At 44.4% G+C, this 16,055-nt stretch carries 10 protein-coding genes; 7 read left to right on the top strand and 3 right to left on the bottom strand.

Annotation, left to right across the window (positions count from 1 at the left end; all coding sequences use genetic code 11):
* Positions 1-7 precede the first annotated feature (7 nt).
* Together AC59IL_RS32640 and AC59IL_RS32645 are read right to left on the bottom strand one after the other, a co-directional pair.
* The gene (locus tag AC59IL_RS32640; protein ID WP_496556447.1) at positions 8-784 is read right to left on the bottom strand and encodes a PI-PLC domain-containing protein; all 777 of its coding nucleotides are present in this window, start codon (positions 782-784) and stop codon (positions 8-10) included.
* A 450-nt stretch (positions 785-1,234) separates the two neighbouring features.
* On the bottom strand, positions 1,235-1,591 hold the full coding sequence (locus AC59IL_RS32645; RefSeq protein WP_496556448.1) for a VOC family protein: 357 nt from the start codon (positions 1,589-1,591) through the stop codon (positions 1,235-1,237).
* Positions 1,592-1,791: 200 nt separating this feature from the next.
* Between AC59IL_RS32645 and AC59IL_RS32650 the strand changes: the two genes are divergently transcribed.
* From AC59IL_RS32650 to AC59IL_RS32660, 3 genes are all read left to right on the top strand, one after another.
* A complete protein-coding gene (locus AC59IL_RS32650; RefSeq protein WP_496556449.1) occupies positions 1,792-2,556 on the top strand; it encodes a hypothetical protein in 765 nt (254 codons plus the stop codon).
* 140 nt (positions 2,557-2,696) lie between these two features.
* Positions 2,697-3,560: a helix-turn-helix transcriptional regulator gene (locus tag AC59IL_RS32655; protein WP_496556450.1), complete on the top strand. Its 864-nt coding sequence runs from the start codon at positions 2,697-2,699 to the stop codon at positions 3,558-3,560.
* A gap of 61 nt (positions 3,561-3,621) precedes the next feature.
* Positions 3,622-4,476: an SMP-30/gluconolactonase/LRE family protein gene (locus AC59IL_RS32660; RefSeq protein WP_496556451.1), complete on the top strand. Its 855-nt coding sequence runs from the start codon at positions 3,622-3,624 to the stop codon at positions 4,474-4,476.
* 174 nt (positions 4,477-4,650) lie between these two features.
* On the opposite strand, the gene AC59IL_RS32665 is transcribed toward AC59IL_RS32660, so the two are convergent.
* Entirely contained in the window at positions 4,651-6,963 is a 2,313-nt protein-coding gene (locus tag AC59IL_RS32665) for a S8 family serine peptidase (protein ID WP_496556452.1), read from the bottom strand.
* A 488-nt stretch (positions 6,964-7,451) separates the two neighbouring features.
* Here AC59IL_RS32665 and AC59IL_RS32670 point away from each other — a divergent pair, with 488 nt between their 5' ends.
* From AC59IL_RS32670 to AC59IL_RS32685, 4 genes are all read left to right on the top strand, one after another.
* Positions 7,452-8,426 (top strand): FHA domain-containing protein, encoded by a 975-nt coding sequence (locus AC59IL_RS32670; protein ID WP_496556453.1) that lies wholly within the window; start codon positions 7,452-7,454, stop codon positions 8,424-8,426.
* A gap of 89 nt (positions 8,427-8,515) precedes the next feature.
* On the top strand, positions 8,516-10,006 hold the full coding sequence (locus AC59IL_RS32675) for a PP2C family protein-serine/threonine phosphatase (protein ID WP_496556454.1): 1,491 nt from the start codon (positions 8,516-8,518) through the stop codon (positions 10,004-10,006).
* A gap of 3 nt (positions 10,007-10,009) precedes the next feature.
* The gene (locus tag AC59IL_RS32680; protein WP_496556455.1) at positions 10,010-11,803 is read left to right on the top strand and encodes a serine/threonine-protein kinase; all 1,794 of its coding nucleotides are present in this window, start codon (positions 10,010-10,012) and stop codon (positions 11,801-11,803) included.
* A 232-nt stretch (positions 11,804-12,035) separates the two neighbouring features.
* Positions 12,036-16,040, top strand: a complete 4,005-nt coding sequence (locus AC59IL_RS32685; RefSeq protein ID WP_496556456.1) for an FtsW/RodA/SpoVE family cell cycle protein — start codon at positions 12,036-12,038, stop codon at positions 16,038-16,040.
* Positions 16,041-16,055: the final 15 nt, after the last annotated feature.

Here is a 16,055-nt window from a genome sequence, read left to right on the forward strand (position 1 = left end):
CATTGTATCAGATCTTTCCGCCTTTCTGTTTTAAAAACTGGGCCAGGGCTTTTATGCTGTCGGTATTGATATAATCTACGCCGATTTCCATTAATTGCTGCCAGGTATCAAGATAATCGGGAATGTTCCAGAAACGAACGGTTTTTTTCAGCGCATGGCCTTTGTCAACTGCTTTTTTCAGCGCAGCCATGTCTTTCTCCGGCGCTTTTCCGTTGCCTTTCCAGGTTGAGTAAGAAATGAAATTGTCGCTCAGCATGGCAACACGGGTAAGCGCTTCCTTTGAATAGTGCAACGTTAATAACCCGTCGAACCAGATGAACGAAGGATACGATATGTAATTGGAAGGTTCAGGTTTATTACCGCTTATTAAAATTATCAGCGACTTACATTTTGTAAGCTCAGGATATTTCATCAGCACGTCGATAATTTTATTAAGGGTAGCAACAGCTTCCGTTTTTACATCGATCATCAGCTGCAGTTTACGCGAAGTATCGGCATACGCATACCCGCCATTTTTTTGTATGTAACCCTGTAAAGGTTTCAGGTACAGGTCTTCGAGGGTACGGTGTTGCGGAAGATCGCGCTCGGTATGCGCTACCAGCAGCTCGTCATTGCTTAAAAAAACATCTACTTCAATGGAGCCAAACAATAAATTGTACGCAGCATAAAACGGCGATGTTTGCTGATAATCGTTGTGTGAATGTGCGTTGGCTGTTGTGTAGCTGGTTGGTTGTGCAAAAGAGGTGGTGTAAGCAAAAAAAACAAAAAATAATAGGTTTCGCATAATAATCATTCAGATTTTGCAGGTTTTACAATAAGATCATCTGGCAATTCGGATTCATCCTGCAATCGGAGTAAAATGAATGGACGCGCAAATTAATAATTAAACGTCATTCTAACACCTATTTATTGGTCAAAAACAGTACCTGTTTTTAAAAAACAAACACTCGTTAAGATCAATTGATGCAAACAGGAATCCCGGGAACGATTTGCTGTTACAACATAAGAAAAAATTGTAACGATTCATACGATTTTTACATAATTATCGTTCTAAGCGATGTTGCTTCGTTTCCTGAAGCATAGTTGCACAGTCGTGCCCATTGATTCACTGTTTACCTTTAATATAAACGTTAATTCGCTTTCAACGGTTGCAAAAGAGGCAAAAAATCCTTCGCATTATTTTGCGTGAAAAAAACCGGCACCCGATTGCATGCCGTGGTATGCCATACGAATGTTATGCTCTTGTTACCAATCCAACCATATTTCCTTCGGGGTCGCTGAACCAGGCGAATTTTTTATTGTCGGGCAGCGTAATGGGCCCTATTATTTTTTTACCACCTGCGGCTTCTATCTTTTGTAAACTGTCGTTGATGTCTTCTACCTGAATGTAAAAGGTTACATAGTTATGCGGCTCATGCCCCAGCGAGGTGATGTGCCCCTGAATACCATCGGCATTGGTATTTATTAACGAGGTCATGGGGATGCTCGTGGGCGTCCAGCCAAAAAGGCCGGTATAAAATTCAGTTGTTTTAGCAAGATCTTTACAGCCGATTTCAAAATGAACAACCGGACTTCCATTAGAAGCAGTCATATAGTTTTGTTTTTGTTGTTTCTCAAATTTATTCATAAAAATTGGTAAAACCTTTACCAAACCGGGCAACGAAATGATGCCTGCCGGTGTCTTGTATTTAAGGCGTAGGTTGATATTAATAATAACTGTTATGCAAATGTGTTTTCTAATCTGAAGAACCCGGATGCATAACTTACTTTTAAATGTTAACCTTAAACGATATGAATATCCTTTCCCTTTGTAAAAAAATGTTTTTACTGTGTGCTCTTTTTTTACTGTTGTATTCGTGCAAAAAACATCATGATGTTGATACAAACGAATACCTGCTATCGTCTGTTCAACGCAATGGGTTGAATTCCGTTAACTATTATTACAACGTTAGCGGGCAGCTGATTAAAAGTATTAACCGGCAACCAAAGAGCCCCAGTGCTTTTGTTGAGCTTTTGCGTGAATACAGTTATAACGATCAGAAGCAGATAACGCAGGTAATAAACACTTATTATTATACCGGTTATGGTACTAAAAATAATTATACTTACAATAGTGATGGCAAATTGGCTTTGATACAGGTGTATCATAGTGAAACAAATGCGTTGTTGAATACATACGAATACAGCTATACCGGTCACACGATTACTGAAACATATGCTGAAAATGGAGTGATTTCGTACGTTTATACATTCACCATTGACGATAAAGGCAATTTTGTAAAAGCGGTGTACGACGATCAAACGGCTGCCAACAGCGACCGCGTTGAAGAATGGGTTGATTATGATGATAATCCGAATATAGCAGGCCCCACAGTAGGTATTATTTCGTCAAAAAACAATCCGCGCACACATACGGTTGCTTTTCCCGGAAAAGACCTTATAACCGATTATTACAATTACCACTATAACAACGCGGGTTATGTAACAGAACGCAAAGAATACGAAACCGGCTGGAGCTATATAAATGTGTATAAGTATACATTGATTGTGAAGTAAACCAGCCGTGCCATGGTTCATTTGCGTTGTCAGGAAACCGTGGCACGGCTTCGGTTTATGGAAGCGTTTTGACGTGAATGTATCATTCTTTCCGGCCTTCGGTCTTTTCCGACTTTCGGACTATTTAGTTACTTTGCAGTATGCTATTGCGATACCCTTCCTCCATTAATCAGTCGGGCGCCGATGCGCTGCAGGTTGGCGACACGCCTTTTGCGCGGTACAGGCAGGCTTCAGCCGCCGGTAAAAGAACCAGCTTCATTACCGAGCACACTATTATTTTTGTAATGCGGGGCCATAAATTGCTGCATGTTGAAGATCAAACCTATATCGCAGAGGCAGGACATATTGGTTTGATGAAAAGAGGAATTTATGTGATGTCGGAATTTGTGCCTGATGGATTGAACTACGAAGCCATGTTGCTGTTCTTTACCGATGAGTTTGTAAAAAAATTCCTGCATAATCATCACTTAACCACTACAAAGGCAATCGAAACGTCATCTCATCTCGTTATTCCCGCCAACGAATTGCTCGATGGGTTTAAAAACCAGTTCATGGGCTATTTTGGTAAAACGGTGGATGGGCTTGAAAGCATATTGCAACTGAAAATGCAGGAACTGATGCTGTTGTTACTGGCCGGCCCGCAAAAGCAACAGGTACTCGCTTTTTTGCAAAGCATCGCTTTCGGTCAGCCCCTCAGTATTGACTATATTGTAAGAAAACATTTGTTTCAGCCGCTGTCGCTCGAAGAACTGGCAAAATTATCTGGCCGAAGCCTGGCATCTTTTAAACGCGATTTTCAGCAGCAGTATCAAAGCGCACCCAAAAAATGGATCAACGACCAACGTCTTGAGCATGCAAAAATGGAATTGCTGCATACCGGTAAACAGGTATCTGAAATAGCTATGGAATGCGGTTTCGAGAACATCCCCCATTTTATACGAATATTTAAACAGAAATTCGGTACTACACCCAACAGCATCAGAGCTAAAACTGCAATTAATTGAGCTTTTAACGTTACCGCCCGCCCTTCTTTTCTGAATACCTTAGCGGTATAAAATTTTTAGAATGAGAAGAAGCATTTCATTACTGGCAGGTATGGCGCTTATGGTAAACGCCATGGCTCAGGAAACAGAACTGGCTCACCCGGAAAGCATTAATTCCGACGGACAATTTTTTTATGTAACCAATATCGGCAAAGCGCTTGCGCCCGCTGAAAAAGACGGAGATGGTTTTATTAGTAAAGTTGCCACTGATGGTAAAATAATCACGGCTTCCATTACTACCGAAAAGTTAAATGCGCCAAAAGGAACCGCTATTATTAAAGGCGTTCTATATGTGGCCGATATCGATCGCATTGTAGGCATTGACCTTGCTTCGGGTAAAAAGGTAGCCGAAGTAAGCCTGGCTTCAACAAACACCTCTTTTGCCAACGACCTTACCGTAAAAGATGATAATACCTTATTTGTGTCGGCAACAGATGTTGGAAAAGTGTTTGAAGTGAACCTCAAAACCAGCCAGGTGCTACCGGTAGCTGATGTAAAAGGCGCCAATGGCCTGTGGTACGACAAAGCTACCAGCCGTTTATACACCTGCAGTTTTAGTTTCGAGAACCTGCAGGGTGGTGAAATCGGCGTAATCAGCTGGAAGGATAAAAAGCCGGTGTATGAAGCAATCGGTAATATACACGGTGGATTCGACGGACTGGCTTTGATAGATAAAAACACCCTGATCGTTTCTGACTGGGGCGCTATGGACCATCCTGCAGGATTTGTTGAAAAGATTGATCTGATCACCAAAACAGCAACCAAACTCGATTGGCCTGTATTTGCCGGCCCCGCAGATTTTTATCTCGATGCCAAACAAAAGCGTTTAATCATCCCCGAATTAGTTGCCGGAAAAGTGACGATAAAGACATTGTAGTCGTCAAACAATAGGCAATGAGCAATTTGTAATAAACAATTGTTTCAGGTTTCAGGGTACAGGTTGCAGGTCTAAGGAACCTATAACTTGTAACCTGAAACTTTTTTATATTTAACCCTTCAGCAATATGCCTGTAATTTGCTGTTGCCCCATTCACCATTGACCATTGACCATTCACGCTAAATACACCAACGCAAAGTCCTGCGGTCCCTGCGGAATGTTCGATCCAATAACATCTACCTTCCACGAACCGGCCGTTGGATTTTTTATTTCGATCACTTCTACATTGTTGATAGTATCTAAAGCCACCGAACCATTCACCGACTGATTGCCTGCATACTTTTTGCCGTCGGGGCCGGTAAGTATCAGGTTAAGGTTATTCACCAGCGCACTTCCCGGGTAATCGCTATATGCCAATACCAAACGCAACGATTTACTATTGGCTTTAACAGGTATCGTAACAGAATATGCTTCACCGGTAGACAGCCCTTTATTCACATCTGTAAACACCGCCTTTGCACCACCGGTTGGTGACAGTATCGCATCGAGATTTACACGCCCGTATCCCTGGTGATTATCGCCTGCAACACCGTTCGACGCTGTTCCCGGAAGCCGTACAGCGCCGGCAATTAATGTTGCTTTGAGTAATGCTGCCGAAGGTTTGGTAATCTTTTGTTTTGTTCGCAGGTATTCGCGTATCAGTGCTACAGCGCCGGCAGTAAGGGGTGTGGCCATGCTGGTACCTCCCATGAAAAAGTATTTTTTACTGGCAGGAAATGGCGCCCACGCAGTGTTATTGGCCGCTATCATGGTTGAACGCGTTGAAAGAATAAACGTGCCGGGTGCTACTACATCGGGTTTGATACGCTTATCGCGGGTAGGACCACGGCTGCTGAATGCAACCACCTGATCGGGCTGATCGGCCATGGGCGCATTTTTATAAGGCGCCACCGGATAATCTGATGGCCACCAGTTGCCATATACTTCATTGTTAAAATTTATTCTTTTGTTTTCGCAGGCGCCTACCGTTATACAGTTTTTGGCAGTGGCAGGCGAGGTTACACTCATAAGGTTGATGTTTCCATCGCCATCTTTATCAGTGCCATCGTTACCGGCGGCTACCAGCACACAAAAGTCTTTTTTCTCCCAAATAAACTGGTCCAATTGCCGGCACTGTTCATCATATTCGCCTGCTTTACCGCCACCCCAAGAGTTGGAATGTATACGGGCGCCTTTTTGATAAGCCTGCGAAAACAGGTCTTTCAAATCGGTAGGAATGCCTGCCAGCAAATAGCGGCCATAGTTCTGCAGGTCGGAAGGCTTTTTCCAGTCAAGCTCCTGTTCAACTGCCTGAAAAACCAGTTTCGCTTTATAGGCCAAACCACGAATGGGCCCCTGTATGCCCGACAAACCGGTAGAGCTGGCGCCGCTTCCCAATACCGAACCGGCCACATGCGTGCCATGTCCTTCATCAACATCTGCAGGGCCGTCATTGCCACCGGGGTTGTTGATATACGAATTGAAGTCGGGCGTAATGGGATAACTCTTTATCCACTTTATTCTATTTACAAAATCTTTATGAATATTGTTGGGATCACCTGTGTCGAGCCCCGTGTCGCAAATGCCAATCACTTCACCTTTGCCGCTTAATCCCAAACTGCCATTGGTGCTGCCCATAGACAATTTTGTGCCCATGATGTCGGCAGCCACATCGTTGCTGGGCCGGTTAATGGCGCGTTCATTGATGCGGCGAACACCATGCACGGTGCTCAGGTCGGTAATGCGGTTTGTTCTTTCTGATTCAACAATGAGTATTTTACCTTTCGGGTCTTTTGTAAGAATTTTAAATCCCAGTTTTTTAACCGCGGTAACCGAATTGGCTACGTCTTTGGGGCCGAAAAATTCAACGGTGTATACATGCGGTATAAGTCTGGTGCGGGGAAGCGGTGTGCTGCCTTCTGTTTTGGTTCTTTGGGCCTGCAGCTTTTTCAGCAAGGTTCTTTCTATTCTTGCTTCATAAGGCAAATGTCCTGCCCAGCGTACATACGGTAGCGTTACTACCTTTTGCATTTGTTTATCGGTGGCTCGTACAATGTAGGTGAAGCCGCCGTACGGGTCGCGCAGTTCGCCGCCTGCTTTTTTTACACCGGCCAGCCATGTTTGTTTTATGGGTCCGATAAACTGTACCAGGTAATGGTGTTTACCTGCCGGCAATGCCTTTTTGTCTTTACCTGAATAAGCGGGGTGGGCGCTTGTTTTACCGGGACCAGTTAACCGGGGAATGGAAGTGTCGATGTTTCCCGTACCCGTTTTTATACGGTACTGGTCGGTTATGTCTTCATACAAAAATGTGGTTGGAATATCCTTCACTTTGTTAGCCGGTACTTCGGCTAATACAAAACCATCATACTTTTCAATCACGGGATATCCGTTAATGATGTTGGGCTGCTCATCGGCAGAAGCGAATATTTTTAATACCCTGCTCATAGAATGTGATTTGTAACTGGTTATGGAATTAGTGCTTTTCTATGTTAATAAAGGGCAGGAAGGGGAGTTCAGTTGATTGAACGGATTGGTAACAACTGAATTTGATTGAAAAGGTATTTTATTAACAGTGTTGAAAAAACAGTATAATCACGGATTTTTAATCAGTAGAAATACCGGAAGTCGGAAGTCTGAAGCTGGAAGTTGAAAGTTTATAAGTTGACATGTTAACAGGTTGACAGGTTAACGGGGAACAGATAACTGGTAACCGGTAACTGGTAACCGGGGGTGCTTATTGTGTTCCTTCTCCTAATCTTTCGTTAAAGCAATATTGAGGAATTGTTAAATCAATTCCGGTATGATTTTTCCCCTACAAACATCGTTCCGCTTTGAACACATTTAAGTTTTCTTTACGATGCGCACATTCCCAAATCGATTATTTTTAATTTGAATTAATGATAACCGTCAACAGCACTAAATCGGGGATTCCCATGAAGAAAAAATCAGGTGATTTTTTTGCAGCCCTCAAATCAATCATTTTACCGGAGAGTAAAGACCAGCGTCAAATCAACGGTCCGGTAACCAATAATTACATTTTAAAAGAATTGCTCGATTGTTTTGATAATTCCTGCAAAAGAGAATCAGTAGGCAAAAGCTTATTGTTCAACATGCACTATCTAATCATTCTTCACCCCGAAGTGTACGAAGAACGGCTCCCTTCCCTGCCTGTTATTGTTAAAGAAGCCCTGAAAGCATTTTACCATAAGTTAAAAACCTACAAAAAGAACTACGACGATCTGTCGCCGGTGTCGTTTCACTGGCAATTCAGGTTTGCGCCCGGTACCGATTTTAACCAGGAAAAAATAAGTGTTGAAGATGTTCGAATCGTAGGCATGCTTACCGGTTTAAAACCGGCCGGCAGTGCAGGCATCGACCGGCATAATACAGCCAGGGTAACCATGAAGTCGAAAGCAACCAATGTTTTTGATAAAATGGATATCAACCTCGATGTGCTGCGCCATATTCATTTTGCCGAGAACGGCACCTTCACCATTAAGTTCAATCCCGATCTTTCGATTACCAGCAACACCGTACTGAAGCAACCACGTAATGTTGAAAGCGGTTTTGCGAAGATCGAATACTTTATGGCCGATAAAAACAAAGATGCATCGTATATAATGAAGGATACTGAAATAGTGATTGCCCGCAAAGAACCTGAAAACCTTGGTTACAGCAATTACCTGTTGATTGAATCGGCTTTTGTGAGTAACCCGCATGCACGTATCCGGTTTAACGAATCGCAGAATAAGTTCCAGATCGCTTCTTTTAGTAACAATGAAACAAGGGTGAATGAAACGGTGATCGCTAAAAGTGATGCCGACAATCCACGCTGGTTCGATCTTGACGATAAAAGCCAGGTATTATTGAATGGTATGGTTACTCTTCAGATTAAACAGCTTTTATAAACCCATGATAAACACCATCTCATCGATAGCGCTGTTTGTATTTGTGATTTTTTTATTAATACGGCACTTTAAAAACCTGCCACGCTAATATGAAAACTATGTTGATCAGTGGCAATACGCATCCGGGAATGCGCAGGAAGGAAAATGAGGATACCTTCACCTGCAGGCAACTGTGGTCGCCCGATAAAGCTTTGCTGGTGGTGATCGATGGAGTAGGGGGATATGCCGGCGGCGAACGCGCTGCGGCCATTGCCCGCGATTCGATAGATCAATACATGCAAACACCTAAGGGCGATACCCTTACCATGTTGCGTGAAGCGGTGATCTTTGCCAATAACCGTATTGCCGAAGAACGCAAACAGGACCCTAAGTATGGCGAAATGTGTTGTGTGCTTACTGCTGCCGTTGCCGATACCGCTGCCGGTATAGTATATTTTGCACATGTGGGTGATACCAGAATGTACCGGTTTAGAAAAGGTACACTCGAAAAATTAACCAGAGATCATTCATTTGTAGGGCTGCGCGAAGATGCCGGTGAAATCAGCGAGCGCGAAGCCATGAGTCATCCGCAACGTAACCAGATATTGCGTGAAGTTGGTTCTGCCATACACCGCATCGATGATGATGATTTTATTGAGTACGGAAAGGATGAACTGTTGCCCGGTGATTGTTTGTTGCTGTGCAGCGACGGTTTGACCGATATGATCACTGTGCAGCAAATGACTACCATATTGACTACCAATGTGGGGTTAACAACAAAGATCAGCAATCTCATTGCATTGGCCAATGAAATGGGCGGTCAGGATAATATAACCGTGGTGCTGTTAAAGAATAATCGCCCCAAACAACAACCGAACGGTACCAAAGTAAAAAAGACTGTTAAATCAAAAAACGGTTCGGCGCCACTACCGCTGCCAAAAGAAAAAAGCGAATCTGCTGAACAGCCGCAAAACAACAACAACCAAAAACAACCTGAAACCGGTGAGCAAACAGAACCGGTAAAAAAATCAGGTAAAGGAAATAAATGGTTTGGGTGGAGTATGCTGGTAATTGTATTGCTGGCAACCGGCTCGTGGTTCTTCTTTATAAAAAAAGATTCAACTCCTGCATCTTCACAAAATAATAACGGTCCTGCAACTGTTCACGCTGAGGATAATGCAACCGATACGGCGCATAAGAAGTCTGTTATTTTCAGTGGTGAGCATGCTGCGCCGGCTGGTCCTGCTGCAGCGCTGGCGCCGGATACCATTCGATTAGCTGCTACAAGGAATGTAAAAGATATTCAGCATTATGCCGATAGTGTAGGCAAAAACCTGGTGTTAATTCCATTGAAAGAAAAAGGCGTGCGTATAACTGCTTTGGAAATAAACAAAACAACTGCCAAAGCAGGCGATACCATGGTTATCAGAAACATGCACCTGAAGGGATTCGAAACAGGCATTAAAGTGAATGTGCCGGTGCATTTGCGATTCGAGAATATGATTTTTGAAAACATAAAGTATCCGGTTAGTTATTTATATAAAACAGATAGTAGCAGTAACAATCATTCTTTACAGATGATCAATACCGCGATGCAATAATATATGGCAACTTCAATTTTTAAAGAATATTTCAGGGGATACGAGATCCTGGGCGAAATAGGCAGGGGCAATGCCCGTGTGCTGAAGGCCCGGAATCTTGTATCCGGCGAACTGGTTGCCATAAAGCACTTTGCCTTTAACACCGATGCCGATACGCTGCGCCGCTTTCAGCGCGAATCGGAGATCATGAAATCTATTCAGCACGATCATATTGTAAAAATAGTCGACGTACACCTCGATGCCGAGCTGCCCTATATTGTTATGCAACTGATAGAAGGCGGCGATTTGCGCAGACTGTTAAAAGACTGGGGTACGCTCGATGTTGATACTGCTATTCGTCTTGTACATCATATGACCGATGCGCTGGATGCCATTCATGCAAAGGGCGTAGTGCATCGCGATATAAAGCCCGAAAATATCATGTACCGCCGTTTGCACAACGGTCAGATACATTTTTTATTAACCGATTTTGGTATTGCCAAATTACGCGAGCAAACCAATACGGTTACCGGTTCATCAATGCTAACCTATGAATATGCATCGCCCGAACAGTTCAATCACTCAAGAACGGTATCAACACCTACCGACTATTATTCACTGGGCGTTGTGTTATTCGAATGTTTAACCGGTTCGGTACCTTTTGAATTTAAGGATGAAGACCTGTTGTGGCATATAAACCGGGTTATTGAGGGTCCGGTGCCCGAACTGGTTTTGCCTTCACATCGCTTTTTGCCACCGTCGCTGTTGCAATTGCTGCATGGTTTGTTAACCAAGCAGGCGGCCAGTCGTATAGCCGATTCGCGGCAGGTGCGCGAACTGTTGTACAAAGCGAGTATCGAAAACACGCAAAGCCGCAACCCGGCAGACCATAGCAAAACCAAAACAAAAACGGTTACCAGGATATTCAATAAGCCTGTTGCTTTACCGGCAGTGGTTTCGGGCAAAAAGAAAGAAGTGGCTTTCACAGCCATGGGAGTGTTGCTGTTCAGTGCATTTATGATGGGCATGTGGGCTGTTTTCCCGCATAACCGCAAGGATCTGCGCGGTGATAACGAAACAGCTACTATTTTACCTGTTGATTCGGTGTCGGTTCCGGTGGGCCATAAAACAATGGCCAATCGCATAAAGCCGCCAATTGCGCCATCGTCGTCGATTATGCATACGGCGTCGACAAAAGAAAACCCGGTGATAGCTGCGGAAAGTACTGCAACTACAACCGCAGAAGCCGATCATGGGATTACGCTGCAGAACGGCATGTATTACGACGACTTTAGCGACGATGCCGACAGCATCTGGGATACAGGAAGAGATGCCAACAGTGAATTCAAATTTGTAAACGGAAAATACATCATCAAAGGGTTGACTGATAGTTTAACCTATCATGCCACCGTGAAGTTTGACCTGGATATTCAAAAGAATTTCAGTGTTTCGGCCAGCGCCACGCAATGGGGCAATGAACCCGATGAAGCCTATGGCATTAACTTCTGCGGCGACACCGACAGCGATTCCTATTTTGTATACTATATAACCGCCAGCGGTTATTACTCCATTGGTTCTATGAAAAACGGCGACTGGCAGCCCATTATCAACTGGACGCCTTCACAAAACATTCATCACAGCAACGACATGAATACCCTTTCCATTGAAAAGAAAAATAATTCGATCTTCTTTTTGATCAATGATAAAGTCGAGAACGTGTTACCCTTTACCGGTGGTTATGGTAATTGTTTTGGCATGCGGGTAGATGGCGCACAAACAGTAGCTTTTGATCAGTTGATTGTAAAAGGTTCTCATTGATGGGGCGCAGGCGCTTAAAATGCAGCCCTTCGCTACGCTCAGGGCGTCCCAAATGCAGTAGCGCTAAGAGCTAAAAGGGAAAAGGAGAAAAAAGAGTTATTTATATTTTTTGAACTTGTCGACTGTTTGTGTAAACATAGAATTTTTGAAAGAACAGATCTCTTTTTTTCTCTTTCTACTCTTATAGCTCTTAGCTTAAAAAAAAGAAAGCGCGAAGCGCTGTAAAAATAATATGGAAAATAATGCCCCTAAAACAGAAGGCTGGTTGTTGTTGGCAGGCGCGGCTGCGTTTATGCTGGTGCTGTTTGTTAAGTTGTTTTTGACATTGATGCCTGCATTAAAACGCAGCAACGAAGCGTTGAAAACAGGCCGTGCTATAAAGCTCGAATCGGGTATCAATAAAGATTCACTACGAAAAATTATAACCGAAGGAAATTATTTTACCGATACGCGTGATGTTGACCTGCTGGTTGATTCATTGTCGATGCGTTTGTTAACTGCCGGCAGCATTGATAACCTGGGGTCGATCAATAAAAGCGCTTTCGGTTTAACGGCTCCGCTTCAATGGAAAGCTTCCAACGGCGGACCCGATTTTCAGGGTAGGCTCGAAGCATCGCGCCAGCGGCTCGGCTTTGATTCCATATTGTATGAAAAAGAACTGAATGATCCCACTACGTACCCTTCCTCAGTAAATGTAGCGGCAGGTAAACGCGAAATAAGCGGCCGCATTCTTTTTCAGGGCGAACCCATGGCGGGCACCCTCGTGCAACTGAAAGAACATATTGCTACGCTCGATGATGATTCAATATATGAGCGGGTATTGTATGCACGAACCGATAACAACGGCGCCTTTCATTTTACCGGATTAAACCAGGATTCAGGATACAGTGTGCTGCCGCTTAAACCCGGTTACGAATTTGGGGGCAGGCAGGGAACGGCCCGGTTAACAAAAGATAAGTCTTATACGTTTTCGGGTAAGCCGCATAAAATAAGGTTGATCGGCCCCATTGCCTACGCCCAGTTGAAAGAAGATGGCGTGCTGATGGTACGAACACCGGAAGAATTTATTACCAGCTACTGGATCATTGCTGCAGGCAGTATATTGGCCTTTTTTATTGTTCATATTATTTTATGGGTTAGAAAAAAACAACCCGATATTTTTTTATTACCCGTACTGTTGTTGCTATGTTGTATTTCGGTGCTGCTGTTGCTGTGCATTCAACATCCGTTAACCGATACCCTGCATGCGGCCCAGGCATTACAGGGCATAGTGATCGGGTTAATAGGGTTTGCCATTTTTTCGATTATTGATGTACGTAAAATATATACCCGCTGGTGGTTTGATGCCCTGTTCAATTTCAGAAAGAAAAATATTTATGGTCTTCGCGGGTGGACCTGGCTGGCCCTCGCCGTAGGCATGGCATTATTAACCCTTTTGGCAGGTACAGGGCCCGAAGGAAGCGGGGTGAAAGTAAACCTGCAGTTAGGCGGCTTTACGTTTCAACCAAGCGAAATCACCAAATACCTGTTGTTATTGTTCCTGGCCGGGTTCTTTGCTGCCAATGAAGAAAACATTCGCAGTTTATCAGATATCCGCTGGCGTTTTCAGGTGAGCATCGGCGTGTTGGCAGGCGTGGGTGTTATTTTAGCGCTGTACCTGTTGATGGGCGATATGGGTCCGGCTATGGTGGTTTGTTTTACATTTCTTTTCTTCTATAGTATTGCACGCGGCAATTTATTATTAACAGTGCTGGCAGGTGTATTGTATTGCGTGTTGTTATCGCTGTTGCCCGGCTGGCTGGCAAGCGCCATCAGCTTTGTAGCTGTAGTAATAACCATGGTTATACAACGGCAGGTGAAAACATTAAAATGGTATGGTTCGCTGGCGGTGCTGGCCGATGCGCCGGTTATTGTGTTGCTGGTTATTGCAGCATTTGCATTTGGCGATCAGTTGCCCGGCATCGGCGATCGCCTTGCCGATCGAAAAGCCATGTGGATAAGCCAGTGGGATAACGATGTGTTTGGCGGTGATCATCTGGCGCATAGTTACTGGACCTTATCATCGGGTGGTTTAACAGGGCAGGGGCCGGGAAGAGGGTTTCCCAACACCATGCCGGCAGCGCATACCGATATGATTTTGCCAAGTATCGGCGAAGAGCTCGGCTGGCTGGGTCTGGTAGCCGTGTTCATTCTTTTTGGCATATTGATTCATCGTACCTTTTTACATGCGCGGCGCGCCGGTCAGTCGTTTAGTTTTTATTTATGTGCGGGTATCGCTATTGCCACCGGTATACAATTTTTATTAATAGCAGGCGGATCGATTGGTTTGTTGCCGCTGACCGGTGTAACCGTACCGTTTTTAAGTTATGGTAAAATATCACTGATCATCAACCTCGCCGCCATGGGCATTGTGGCGGGCATATCATCGCGGCCCGGTGTATCGATACAAACAGAACACCTGCGTAAGTATTATGATTTTGTATTGGGAACGGGCATTCTGTTCTTTTTAACAGGTATTGTGGTGCTGTCGGTAAAATTATACCAGGTGCAGGTTGTGCACAGCGCTGAATATCTCGTAAAACCGGCACGTGTGGTGAACCGGAACGGATTGCCTATTTACAGTTATAATCCACGTATAGATAAGTTAACGCGCTTACTGTCGGCCGGTACCATCTATGACCGCAACGGCGTTGTGATCGCTACCAGCGAACCGGAGAAAGTAAAGAGCAACATGAATGCTTTTGTAACCGCCGGTTTGGATACTACTCAACTGGAGAATCTGCTGCAAAAAAGAGTGAACCGTTTTTATCCTTTTGAAGAAAACCTGTTCTTCTGGACGGGCGACTACAACACCCGTTTATTCTGGGGGCAGGGCAATGGCTATTTTGCCGAAGCGCGTCATCTTACTTCGCTGCGCGGGTATGCTACCAGTCCTGAAAAACGTGATTATGTAAGCACCGAATACCGCCCCGATAAATTCACCCGGCCGGTGCAAAAAACAATAAAGCTGGTGAGTTATGATTATACGCCGCTGGTCGAAAGTTTGCAATCGGGTATCGACAGCAGCAGTGCAGCCGTTCGTAAAATAACACACAAGGAGCGCGACATCTATTTAACCCTCGATGCCGCTTTGCAAAAAGAAATACAGGACTCGCTGCATAAAAGCAATTTTAAAAACGATCGTATATCCGTGGTAGTGCTCGATGCTGCCAGCGGCGATGTATTGGCTTCGGCATTGAACCCGCTGCCCGATCTGCAGGCAACCGATCTGATGTTGATGTCTGACCGTGAGCGCAACAAACTGACCAAACCGGTTACCGATCGCGATCTGGGCATGACGTATGCTACAGCGCCCGGTTCTACTGCCAAAATATTAACCGGTATGGCTGCCTTTAATAAAATGGGGCCCGATGCTGCCAAAGTAAAGTACACCGATATCTACCGTAATGAAATTTTCCGCGATAATCCAACCGAGCAGGAACCGTTTATTCCCAAGGTGAATTATGTCGACATGCACGAAGCCATTGTGAATTCGAGCAATATATTTTTTATTCGCATGGCCAATGAAAATAATCTTGAAGATCAGATGGCAGCCCTGTACCAGGCAACCGGTATGAACATCAGTCAGCGTGGCGGATACGATTATGCGCCTTCGTTAGATAAAGAAAAAGCATCGGAAGACCTGGCGGCATGGCGCAAAGATGTGTTGAATCACGATCGCAGAGCGTACAACAATCCTAAATTAAAAGGAACCAAAAACAGGTACCGCAGTATGTTCTCGGGTCTTGCCTGGGGACAAAGCACGCTTACTGCCACACCTGCCTCGATGGCCCGTATGGCCGGCGCCATTGCCAACCATGGCGTAATGCAGCCTTCGCGGTATGTATTGAAGGAAGCCGGACAGTCATCTTCTGTTGCAGAAGGAATAGATATAGCAGAGGATACCACGTATGCTGATATACTGACCAAATATATGATCGATCAAAGCAACCAGCCCGGTAAACAAAAAATAAAGAATATGGTGGTGGCCGGTAAATCGGGTACGCCTGAACGCGTGATCAATGGTGAGCTTGATTCAGACGGATGGTATGTGTTTTTTGCGCCAACGGCCGATCATCGTTCACGCACCGTAACCTGTATACGAATTGAAAGAGGAAAAGGATCGTCCAATGCGGTACTGGTAGCCAATTCCATTGCCAAAGTGTTGGAGAAAAGAGGGTATATCGTTTCGTTTTAAATATGTTTGTGGTTT

Source organism: Niastella sp. sgz303648, assembly GCF_059587045.1.

Excerpts from the sequence above, each read along its gene's own strand:
- AC59IL_RS32665 (WP_496556452.1), bottom strand. The coding sequence starts at position 6,963 with ATGAGCAGGGTATTAAAAATATTCGCTTCTGCCGATGAGCAGCCCAAC.
- AC59IL_RS32650 (WP_496556449.1), top strand. The coding sequence starts at position 1,792 with ATGAATATCCTTTCCCTTTGTAAAAAAATGTTTTTACTGTGTGCTCTT.
- AC59IL_RS32655 (WP_496556450.1), top strand. The coding sequence starts at position 2,697 with ATGCTATTGCGATACCCTTCCTCCATTAATCAGTCGGGCGCCGATGCG.
- AC59IL_RS32685 (WP_496556456.1), top strand. The coding sequence starts at position 12,036 with ATGGAAAATAATGCCCCTAAAACAGAAGGCTGGTTGTTGTTGGCAGGC.
- AC59IL_RS32660 (WP_496556451.1), top strand. The coding sequence starts at position 3,622 with ATGAGAAGAAGCATTTCATTACTGGCAGGTATGGCGCTTATGGTAAAC.
- AC59IL_RS32670 (WP_496556453.1), top strand. The coding sequence starts at position 7,452 with ATGAAGAAAAAATCAGGTGATTTTTTTGCAGCCCTCAAATCAATCATT.
- AC59IL_RS32680 (WP_496556455.1), top strand. The coding sequence starts at position 10,010 with ATGGCAACTTCAATTTTTAAAGAATATTTCAGGGGATACGAGATCCTG.
- AC59IL_RS32675 (WP_496556454.1), top strand. The coding sequence starts at position 8,516 with ATGAAAACTATGTTGATCAGTGGCAATACGCATCCGGGAATGCGCAGG.
- AC59IL_RS32645 (WP_496556448.1), bottom strand. The coding sequence starts at position 1,591 with ATGACTGCTTCTAATGGAAGTCCGGTTGTTCATTTTGAAATCGGCTGT.
- AC59IL_RS32640 (WP_496556447.1), bottom strand. The coding sequence starts at position 784 with ATGCGAAACCTATTATTTTTTGTTTTTTTTGCTTACACCACCTCTTTT.